Below are 9487 nucleotides of genomic sequence, written 5' to 3' on the forward strand. Positions count from 1 at the left end.
CCGATGAACTCGATCTAGCGCTCTGGCTCTACGCCCATCGCAACTCTCGCGTCGAAACCGTTGCGAACAAAGCAGAAACGATGCTTGATGGGCAATGAACCTCGCTGCCCGTGATTCGACCTTCCGGCCTGCCTATCTCGCGAAGCTGAATGCCGAGCAGTGCCTTGCCGTCGAGCATGGCGACGGCAAGGTCGCCGGGCCGCTGCTGGTGATCGCTGGCGCCGGCTCCGGCAAGACCAGCACGTTGGCGCATCGCGTCGCCCATCTGATCGTCAGGGGCGCCGACCCCAGGCGCATCCTGCTGATGACGTTTTCGCGGCGTGCCGCATCGGAAATGGCCAAGCGGGTCGAGCGCATCGCCGGAGAGGTGCTCGGCCGGGATGCCTCCGTTATCACCGATGCGCTCACCTGGGCCGGTACATTCCACGGCATCGGCGCCAGGCTGCTGCGCGACTATGCGCTGGAGATCGGCCTCGATCCGGCCTTCACCATCCATGACCGCGAGGATTCGGCTGACCTGATGAATCTTGCCCGGCACGAACTCGGCTTCTCGAAGACGGAAAACCGTTTTCCGACCAAGGGCACGTGCCTGGCCATCTATTCGCGTTCCGTCAACGCGCAGGCGCCGCTCGGCGAGGTTCTGGGTTCGGTGTTTCCCTGGTGCGCGGGGTGGGCGGAACAGCTTAAGGCGCTGTTCGCCCGATATGTCGAGGCCAAGCAGGCGCAGAACGTGCTCGATTACGACGACCTGCTGCTCTACTGGGCGCAGATGGCTGGCGAGCCGGAGATCTCAGCGCATCTGGGCGGGCGCTTCGACCATGTGCTGGTCGACGAATACCAGGACACCAACCGGCTGCAGGCCTCGATCCTCACCGCGCTGAAGCCGGACGGATCCGGGCTGACGGTGGTCGGCGACGATGCGCAGTCGATCTACTCGTTTCGCGCGGCGGAGGTGCGCAACATCCTCGACTTCCCAAAACAATTCGCGCGGCCGGCCGAGATCGTCATGCTTGAGCGCAACTACCGCTCGACCGAGACCGTCCTGGCCGCCGCCAATGCGGTGATCGGCGAGGCCTCGGAGCGCTTTACCAAGAACCTATGGACGGAGCGCAAATCGGCCGAAAAGCCGAAGCTGGTCAGCGTCCGCGACGAGGCCGAGCAGGCGAGTTACGTCTGCCAGGCGATCTTAGCCGAGCGCGAGACCGGCACGGCGCTGAAGGCGCAGGCCGTGCTGTTTCGCGCCTCGCACCACAGCGGGCCGCTGGAGATCGAGCTGACGCGCCGCAACATCCCGTTCGTCAAGTTCGGCGGGCTGAAATTCCTTGACGCCGCCCATGTCAAGGACGTGCTTGCGGTGCTGCGCTTCGCCGAAAACCCGCGCGACCGCGTCGCCGGTTTCCGCGTGCTGCAGCTCCTGCCCGGCATCGGCCCTTCGGCGGCTTCGCAGATCGTCGACACCATGGCGACGTCGCTCGACGAAGCGATGGGGCTGGCGCGCTACCGGCCGCCGCAACGAGCCGCCGACGACTGGCAAGATTTCGTCGCGCTGTTCTCGCAGCTTCGTACGGGATCGGGAAAATGGCCGGCCGATCTCGAACAGGTCAGGCTTTGGTACGAGCCGCATCTCGACCGCATCCACGAGGACGCAACGACGCGCCGAGCCGATATTCTGCAGCTCGAGCAGATCGCCTCGGGCTATGCCTCGCGCGAACGTTTCCTCACCGAGCTGACGCTCGATCCGCCGGACGCTACCAGCGACGAGGCCGGGCCGCCGCATCGCGACGAGGACTATTTGATCCTGTCGACGATCCATTCGGCCAAGGGCCAGGAATGGAAGAACGTCTTCGTGCTCAACACCGTCGACGGCTGCATCCCGATCGACCTCGCCGTCGGCTCGAAGGAGGATATCGACGAGGAGCGCCGCCTGCTCTACGTGGCGATGACGCGGGCAAAGGACGGCCTGCACCTGGTCATGCCGCAGCGCTTCTTCGTCCACGGCCAGGCGGCGCGTGGCGATCGCCACGTTTACGCCTCGCGCACCCGCTTCATCCCGGCCTCGATCCTCGGCGCCTTCGAACAAACATCATGGGCGAGCGTCCAGGCCAAGGACGATCCGCGCCGCCAGCCGCAAGTGCGCGTCGACCTTGGCGCCCGCATGCGTGACATGTGGAAATAGGCGCTCAGGCCTTCAGAAACGGCCCTGCTCCGTGCAAGGACGTAAACAGCGTCTCTCCGAACAGGGAAATCGGGCGCTGCAAGCGGCCGGCCGGCGGCCGGTGGAAGACCCAGGCGCGCACCTGTGGACGGAAATCCGTGTCGAGGATCTCGACCGCATCGCGCCAGGGGCTGCCTGTCAAGGCCGCCGGGGTGACGATGCCGATGCCGTGGCCGCGTGCCACCAGCGACATGCGCAGGTCCGCGCTCAAAGCTTCGACGCCGACCTGAAACGGCAGGTGCGCCGCCTCGAAACTGCGACGGATGAAGCCGCGGAAGCCGCAGCCATTCTCGTTCAGGACCCAGGGAAAAGCCGACAGATCGGCGAGGCTTGCCGGTTTAGGCACGCCAAGGCCGGGCGCAGCGATCAGCAGGACCGCCTGCTCGCCGAGGTCGTCGCCGGTCAGCTCCTCCGGCGGCCGCTCGCCATCGGGCAGGCACAGCGCGGCTGCGTCCAGTTCGCTGCGGACGACCTGCTCCAGCAGACGCGGCGACCAGCCGGAGGTGATGCGCAGCGTCAGGCGCGGAAACTCCTTGCGCAACCGGTCGAGCGGAACGGCAAGGGCTGCGTCCGACAGATACGGCAGGATGCCGAGACGGAATTCCCCAGTGATTTCGCCATTGGGCGCGAGCCCAGATTTCAGGTCTTCCAACGAGCGCAGGACACGGCGAGCGTGCTCGTAGGCATCGCGCCCCGCGCCGCTCGGCTTCAACGGCTTAGACAGGCGGTCGAGAAGCGGCGTCCCCAGCGCCTCCTCGAGGTTCTGGATGCGGCGCGATACGCCGGGCTGGGTCAGATTCAGGCGGCCGGACGCGCCGACGACGGAGCCGGTCTCCACCACCGCCACGAAGGCTTCGAGGTCATGCAGATTCATGCGCTTTCCTCATAATCATTATTCAATCTATTGAATTGCGTCATGTTACTCTGCCAGCATAATGAATTCAATCATCATGCTGATGTTGATGGAGTCTGGCATGGTCAATGTTCTCGGGGAACGCGCCGCGGAAACCCAGATCAGCGACACGATCAACGGCAGAACGACGCTGCTGCTTGCAGCCGCCGTTGGCGTGGTGGTCACCAATCTGTTTGCGCCGCAGACGCTGATCGGCTTGATCGGCCCTTCGCTCGGGCTTGCCGGCGCCGAAGTTGGCCTGGTGGCGATGATCACACTGCTCGGCTACGCCGCCGGCCTGTTCCTTCTGGTGCCGCTCGCCGACCTCAGGGAAAACCGGGCTCTGATCGTGCGCATGCTCGGTTCGGCGGCGGTCGCCGCCGGTATCGCGGCGATAGCACCTAGCGCGACCATGCTGCTCGCGACCCTGTTCGTGCTTGGCGCCGCCTGCTCCGCCATCCAGGTTCTGGTCCCGATCGCCGCCGCCATGGCACGGCCGGAACGGCGGGGCCGTGTCATTGGCGATGTGATGGGCGGCCTGATGTTGGGTATTCTGCTGTCGCGGCCACTGGCCAGCCTGATCGCAAGCGCGTGGGGCTGGCGAGCCTTCTATGGTGTCAGCGCCGCGGTGATGGCGGTGCTGACGGTGGTCCTGGCCGTCTGGCTGCCGCGCCGGCCGGTGTCGTCGCCGATGACCTATCCCGGCTTGATCGCCTCGCTTTGGCGCCTGCTCCGCTGCGAACCGCAGCTCAGGATCCGAGCGCTGACGGCAAGCCTTGCGATGGCTGCATTCAGCGTGTTCTGGACCTCGGTAGCACTTCGCCTCGCCCAGCCGCCATTCGAGCTCACGCAACGCGGCATTGCGCTGTTTGAGCTGGTCGGTGCCGGCGGCGCCGTCGTTGCGCCGTTGTTCGGGCGTGCCGGGGATCGCGGATGGACGCCACGCGCAACGATGCTTTGCCACCTCGCCATGATCGCGTCGTTCGGGCTTTGCGCCTGGGCAGGAACAGCGGTGGACGGTGCGTCGACGCTGCCGCTGATCGTCATGGGCGCCGGTGCCGTGCTGCTCGATATCGGCGTAACCGGCGACCAGACGCTTGGCCGCAGGATCGTCAACTTACTTAATCCCGAAGCCCGCGGCCGGCTGAACGGCCTGTTCGTCGGATTGTTCTTCCTTGGCGGTGCGGTCGGATCGGCACTGGCCGGGATTGCCTGGGTATGGGGCGGATGGTCGACGATCTCGGCGGTTGGCATCCTGATCGGGCTTTTGGCGCTGGCCGTGGACTGGCTGGCCCCAACCAGCCCGCGCTCCTGGTCTTGATGAGCGGCGAAAAAGCAAATCCGGCAATATGGAACCTGATGCCGCAATCCGCGTTTCTGGGCGTCCGACTTATCGGAGAGCGGCGTCCGCCGTCACCTCCACCCAATTCGAGAGGCCAGAATGCACGACAGGATGTCCTTCACCCCGGTCGCCGTATCCGTCGGCGCCGGCCATAAGCGCATGATCGCTTCGCTCTTCGACATGCATGAGTTCCTGACCGAGTTCCCGCCCTCGCGGCGACGCCTTAGCTATGGCGCGGCCGTGAAGGCCTGCGAAGCGGCACGCGCCGGCGATATCTCGCCCGAAGCAGCGCGCGATGCCTTGATCACCTTCGCGGTGACGGCAGGCATTCTCTGGCCATCGACCCAGCCGGCGGTCTCGGTCAAGCCGGTCGCCCGGGGCCAGGGCGGATACGCCGCCTGACGCCTGGCTAGGCCTCTTTGCGATGATGACCCGTCGAGATGCTGTTCATCTTCGACGGGTTTACATTCAATTCGATCATGATCGATCCGGATGATCCCAAATCAGGCGTAGGCGCGCCCGTCGTCGCTACGCTGGAACAGCGTCAGGTCGAGTGACACCGAAGGCCGGCCCAGAACGGTCAGGATTGTGTGCGCCTGGCCGCGGTGATGGGTCTGGTGGTTGAAGAAATGATCGAGCGCCGGCGCTAATCTCTGCGATACGGTGCGCATATCGGAGACAGTCATGTAGGAGAAGCGGCCGGACAAAGCCTTGTCGCTCAACGCCCCGACCCAGTCGATGATCCTTTTGTCTTCGGCCTCGCGCGCCAGCCGCAAGCCCGGCAACGCGCGGTGTAGGATCGTGTCGAGCCTGGCCGGCGCGTCGCCCTCGCCGGTGAACCGCCTCATCCAGATGCGGTCGGCGGTCAGAATATGGTTGAGCGTGCCCATCATCGAGCCGAAGAAAGCACCGACATTGCGGTGGAATTCTTCCTCGTCGAGATCGGCCGCGGCATCGTAGATGCGGCTATTGGCCCATTGATTGTAGGCCGCAAACATCATGAAGTGCTGTCTCATCTTTTTCTCCCGACCCGCAAGACCCCGTTCCGGGTGCCTACCGCATCGGCCCAAAAATCGGTACCGTTTTTCGGAAAACCACGATGCGTAGATTCAAAAGCGCTAGAGCGTACTTTCCAAGTGGACGCACCTAGTAGACCGCAAGGAAGCTGCCGCCAATGACCATTCTGCTCTATGACCTCGTAGGACGCGATGCTGCCCGTCCGTTCAGTCCGCATTGCTGGAAGGCGGCGATGGCGCTCGCCCACAAGGGGCTTGACATCTCAACCGTGCCGACACGTTTTCTCGAAGTGCCCACCGTTGAAGGCGGCGTTTCAAAGCTCGTTCCGGTGATCCGCGACGGCCACAAGGTGGTCGCCGATTCCTTCGCCATCGCGCTCTATCTCGACGAGGCCTATCCTGAGCGGCCGACATTGTTTTCCGGCCACGGCGGCAAGGCGATAGCACGCTTCATCGAACGCTGGTCGCAGCTGACCATCCATCCCTATGTCACCACTGCGGCGATCATGGATCTCCACGCCATGCAGGACGAGGCGAACGCCGCCTATTTCCGCCAAAACCGCGAGCAGCGCTTCGGCAAGAGACTGGAAGAGGTGATGGCGGCGCGCGACGCCGGGCTCGACGCCTTCCGCGCGTCGCTGGAGCCGTTGCGCTCGACACTCACCTATCAGCCGTTCATCGGCGGCCAGTCACCGCTGTTTGCCGACTACATCGTCTTCGGCGCGCTGCAATGGGCTCGCATCGCCTCGCCCTATCGGTTGCTCGACGACAGCGATGCGGTGGCGCAGTGGTTCGAGCGCTGCCTCGACCTGCATGATGGCCTCGGCCGCAAGGTGGCGGCCGCCGCCGCGTAGGGCAATAAGGCAGTAGGTATGCGCGCCGCCGTGCCTGCCCTACTGCCCTACTGCCCTACTCCCCTACTCCCTTAGCAAAGGCAGTACGACACGATGACGTCAGGCCCAGAATTCCCGGACGATTTTCGCGCCGAGCTGGTCAACCTCTTCCGGTGGCGGCGGGACGTAAGGCGATTCAAGCCGACGCCGCTCCCTGAAGGCGCGCTGGAGCGATTGCTCGATCTCGCCAGCATTGCGCCCTCGGTCGGGCTGAGCCAGCCTTGGCGTTTCGTCATGGTCGAGAGTGCGCAATGCCGTGCCGCCGTCAGGGCCTGCTTTGAGCGCTGCAATGCGGAGGCGCTCGCATCGTTCGGCGGCGAACGCGCCGCACTCTATGCGCGCCTGAAGCTCGCCGGGCTGAACGAGGCGCCTTGCCAATTCGCGGTTTTCGCCGATCGCGCGACAAAACAGGGGCATGGGCTCGGCCGCCTGACCATGCCCGCGACCATCGAGTATTCGGCGGTGATGGCGATCCATACCTTTTGGCTGGCGGCGCGCGCCGAAGGAATAGGCATGGGATGGGTCTCGATCCTCAACCCGGCCGAGATGGCGACGATCCTCGACGCGCCGCCCGAGTGGACGCTGATCGGCTACTTCTGCGTCGGCTACCCCTGTGAGAACCACGGCGTGCCGGAACTGGAACGGGAAGGCTGGGAAGTCCGGCGCGCTTCGATTGTGATTACGCGGTAGCGCGCAAAGGCTGGCGATCCTTCGCGCCCGCCTCCCCTTGGCAAGCCGGCGGGCGGCTTGTATAGAGCCCGCCACCCTCAATTCCACTCTCCATCACAAGGACGACCCCATGGCGCTCGAACGCACCTTTTCCATGATCAAGCCGGACGCGACCCGGCGCAATCTCACCGGCGCCATCACCCAGATGCTTGAAGAAGCCGGCCTGCGCGTCGTCGCCTCGCGCCGGGTGTGGATGAGCCGCCGCGAGGCGGAAGGTTTTTATGCCGTCCACAAGGATCGTCCGTTCTTCGGTGAGTTGGTCGAATCCATGTCGTCGGGCCCAACGGTCGTGCAGGTGCTGGAAGGCGAGAACGCCATTGCCAAAAACCGCGACGTGATGGGGGCCACCAACCCGGCCAACGCCGCCGAAGGCACCATCCGCAAGGTGCACGCGCTGTCGATCGGCGAGAATTCGGTCCACGGCTCCGACGCGCCGGAAACCGCCGCGCAGGAAATCAAATACTGGTTCTCGGACACCGAGATCGTCGGCTGAGCCGACGGCCCGGATCACCGCCCATGACTAAAAAAGGCCGGCGTTTCGCCGGCCTTTTTCTTCGACGCCGTATAACGGTCGATTGGTCGCCCGCCGCCCCCTCGCAGCGGGTTCTGTTGGTCTACTTCGCCTGGCGTTCCTTCACGTTCGCATGGTCGTTCGCTGCTTCCGTGTCGGTGGCAGGGGTCTGTGTATCGTGACCGGTGAACGGGCTGCCCTGTCCAGGCGCGACATCGCCGTTGTGACCGGTCTTGTTGGTCTGGAAAGGTTGGCTATCCGGACTGAGACCATGCTGAAGGGCATCGAACAGATGGTCGTCTGCCTTGGCAACGCCAGCAAAGGCAAGGAATGATGCGCCCGCGGCAGTAAGGATAAGTGCGTGCTTTTTCATATCTGGACTCCTTTAGATGGCCAGATCGAGCCGCATTCGGTCTGGCGGCTTCGGTGAAGGGAGTTGTCCCTTTGCCTGCCCGCCGTATGGGAAGTTAACGCTCCTGCAGTCGGGATTATTCCCGGCTGAGGCAGAATCCAAAGGCCGAGCCGGAATCGAAGACGAGCGCGAAGCGATCAAATGGTGGATTCCGAGAACCGGAGCGGAGCGTGCTTGAGGTAGGTGAGCCCGCGCATGACCCCGAAATCGAGATCGATTTCGGAAAGGATCATGCGCAAAATCAAAATGCTACAGCGTCCTTTGCGCGCCCAATAGGGCGCGCTGCGCTGTAGGGAAGCGCAGGGAGCCTGCCATGTGCGGGCCGGCCTCACCTGTATATCGACAGACCTCAGCTCGCGGCGTTGAAGCGCAGGATGACACGGTCGTCCTTGTCGGCGATAACAAGCTTGCCGGCGTCGACGTGATACGACGCTGCCTTGGCCAGCGCCTCAAACAGCGCCTTTTCCTCGGCCATGATCTCGGGTGCGCAGGCCTTGAAGGTCGAACCGATGTCACTGATGGCGATCGTCGAACCATCGACTTTGGCGGTGGCGAAGTAGACGTTGCAAGGGCCGCTGCCGCCGGCCTTGCCGGCCTTGCCCGCCTCGTCGATCCTGAACGTCGCCTGCGGCTCGGCGATCACACCAATGCCGTCGATATACTCGACCAGCCAGCTCTGTCCGAGCACCGGGGCCGCTGCCGGTTTCTCGCTCGACGTCACCATCTTCAGCATGATGGTCTGCGGCGCGTCGCTCAGCGGATCGACCTGGTGGCGCGTATCGGAGATGAACAGCAGCCTGTCGTCGACGGTGATGCGCGCCTGCAGCGCATAGGTCATGCCAAGCCGGATCACCTGGGGATCAAAGCTGATCTTGAACTTGATCGGCACCTGGCCGGCCGGCGCGACCTTATGCTCGCCGATGACAGCGGCTGGCGCATCGGCCAGCGAGACATCGGCAAGCTGCACGGAAAGCACGGCGTTGGGCGGTAGCGCGATGCGCTCGCGATACATCACCTCGCCCTTCAGGGTCCGCTCGGCAGCAACGGACAACTCAGGCACCACCAGTATACCAACGACCAGCGGCATGACACCGAAGATGAAGAACTCGGCGATCCTGCCCAGCATGATCCTGCTCCCCATAGCGCACCAAACTGGTCGGAAGGTCTCGCAGGATTGCGGTGGTTCCGTGGCGCCCACACGGACTATTCGCACGGCGGTGCATTCCGGCGGCTTGCGGGCTTGTCGTCGGTCTCTTTTGGCGTGACCGGCAAAAATTTTGCTTGAGCCGGGCCTAGGCGATCACGAAGTCGTGTTCCCAAAAAGATGTAACACAGCGAGCCTCCGGACCGAACTGACCAATGCGCGCTTGAGGAACGGCGCGCTCAACAACCCAATCGGAGGTGAAATCATGTCAACAAGATCAACCGTGAGCGCGGCCTTACTGGCCAGCGCCGTTGCCACGGCTCTTGCTTCTTT

At 64.0% G+C, this 9487-nt stretch carries 10 protein-coding genes; 6 read left to right on the forward strand and 4 right to left on the reverse strand.

Features of this window, described 5'->3' with window-relative positions; all coding sequences use genetic code 11:
• The first annotated feature begins 94 nt into the window (after nt 1–94).
• Entirely contained in the window at nt 95–2176 is a 2082-nt protein-coding gene (locus E5W87_RS11180) for an ATP-dependent helicase (protein ID WP_292396984.1), read from the forward strand.
• Nucleotides 2177–2180: 4 nt separating this feature from the next.
• Here the strand turns inward: E5W87_RS11180 and E5W87_RS11185 are convergent, their stop codons facing one another.
• On the reverse strand, nt 2181–3089 hold the full coding sequence (locus E5W87_RS11185) for a LysR family transcriptional regulator (RefSeq protein ID WP_292396987.1): 909 nt from the start codon (nt 3087–3089) through the stop codon (nt 2181–2183).
• 100 nt (nt 3090–3189) lie between these two features.
• On the opposite strand from E5W87_RS11185, the gene E5W87_RS11190 reads away from it, so the two are divergent.
• Together E5W87_RS11190 and E5W87_RS11195 are read left to right on the forward strand one after the other, a co-directional pair.
• The gene (locus tag E5W87_RS11190) at nt 3190–4428 is read left to right on the forward strand and encodes an MFS transporter (protein ID WP_292396990.1); all 1239 of its coding nucleotides are present in this window, start codon (nt 3190–3192) and stop codon (nt 4426–4428) included.
• A gap of 120 nt (nt 4429–4548) precedes the next feature.
• Nucleotides 4549–4851, forward strand: coding sequence for a DUF982 domain-containing protein (locus E5W87_RS11195; RefSeq protein ID WP_292396992.1), 303 nt, complete (start codon nt 4549–4551; stop codon nt 4849–4851).
• Between the two features lie 101 nt (nt 4852–4952).
• Here E5W87_RS11195 and E5W87_RS11200 read toward each other — a convergent pair whose 3' ends face one another.
• Nucleotides 4953–5465 (reverse strand): DinB family protein, encoded by a 513-nt coding sequence (locus E5W87_RS11200; RefSeq protein WP_292396994.1) that lies wholly within the window; start codon nt 5463–5465, stop codon nt 4953–4955.
• A 158-nt stretch (nt 5466–5623) separates the two neighbouring features.
• Here E5W87_RS11200 and E5W87_RS11205 point away from each other — a divergent pair, with 158 nt between their 5' ends.
• The 3 genes from E5W87_RS11205 (at nt 5624) to ndk (ending at nt 7580) form a co-directional block, all read left to right on the forward strand.
• Nucleotides 5624–6319 carry a glutathione S-transferase family protein gene (locus tag E5W87_RS11205; protein ID WP_292396997.1) on the forward strand — a complete coding sequence of 232 codons (696 nt, stop codon included), beginning with the start codon at nt 5624–5626 and terminating at the stop codon, nt 6317–6319.
• A gap of 93 nt (nt 6320–6412) precedes the next feature.
• Nucleotides 6413–7048 carry a 5,6-dimethylbenzimidazole synthase gene (bluB, locus tag E5W87_RS11210; RefSeq protein ID WP_292396999.1) on the forward strand — a complete coding sequence of 212 codons (636 nt, stop codon included), beginning with the start codon at nt 6413–6415 and terminating at the stop codon, nt 7046–7048.
• 109 nt (nt 7049–7157) lie between these two features.
• Nucleotides 7158–7580, forward strand: coding sequence for a nucleoside-diphosphate kinase (gene ndk, locus E5W87_RS11215; RefSeq protein WP_023800663.1), 423 nt, complete (start codon nt 7158–7160; stop codon nt 7578–7580).
• A 121-nt stretch (nt 7581–7701) separates the two neighbouring features.
• On the opposite strand, the gene E5W87_RS11220 is transcribed toward ndk, so the two are convergent.
• Nucleotides 7702–7971, reverse strand: a complete 270-nt coding sequence (locus tag E5W87_RS11220; protein WP_292397006.1) for a hypothetical protein — start codon at nt 7969–7971, stop codon at nt 7702–7704.
• A gap of 388 nt (nt 7972–8359) precedes the next feature.
• On the reverse strand, nt 8360–9136 hold the full coding sequence (locus E5W87_RS11225; protein ID WP_292397009.1) for a YbaY family lipoprotein: 777 nt from the start codon (nt 9134–9136) through the stop codon (nt 8360–8362).
• Nucleotides 9137–9487: the final 351 nt, after the last annotated feature.

The organism is Mesorhizobium sp., from assembly GCF_004962925.1.
Classification (GTDB): domain Bacteria; phylum Pseudomonadota; class Alphaproteobacteria; order Rhizobiales; family Rhizobiaceae; genus Mesorhizobium.

Bases quoted from the DNA above. Each gene is read 5' to 3' on its own strand.
- E5W87_RS11205 (WP_292396997.1), top strand. From the start codon at position 5,624: ATGACCATTCTGCTCTATGACCTCGTAGGACGCGATGCTGCCCGTCCG.
- E5W87_RS11180 (WP_292396984.1), top strand. From the start codon at position 95: ATGAACCTCGCTGCCCGTGATTCGACCTTCCGGCCTGCCTATCTCGCG.
- E5W87_RS11185 (WP_292396987.1), bottom strand. From the start codon at position 3,089: ATGAATCTGCATGACCTCGAAGCCTTCGTGGCGGTGGTGGAGACCGGC.
- bluB (WP_292396999.1), top strand. From the start codon at position 6,413: ATGACGTCAGGCCCAGAATTCCCGGACGATTTTCGCGCCGAGCTGGTC.
- E5W87_RS11225 (WP_292397009.1), bottom strand. From the start codon at position 9,136: ATGCTGGGCAGGATCGCCGAGTTCTTCATCTTCGGTGTCATGCCGCTG.
- E5W87_RS11190 (WP_292396990.1), top strand. From the start codon at position 3,190: ATGGTCAATGTTCTCGGGGAACGCGCCGCGGAAACCCAGATCAGCGAC.
- E5W87_RS11195 (WP_292396992.1), top strand. From the start codon at position 4,549: ATGCACGACAGGATGTCCTTCACCCCGGTCGCCGTATCCGTCGGCGCC.
- ndk (WP_023800663.1), top strand. From the start codon at position 7,158: ATGGCGCTCGAACGCACCTTTTCCATGATCAAGCCGGACGCGACCCGG.
- E5W87_RS11200 (WP_292396994.1), bottom strand. From the start codon at position 5,465: ATGAGACAGCACTTCATGATGTTTGCGGCCTACAATCAATGGGCCAAT.
- E5W87_RS11220 (WP_292397006.1), bottom strand. From the start codon at position 7,971: ATGAAAAAGCACGCACTTATCCTTACTGCCGCGGGCGCATCATTCCTT.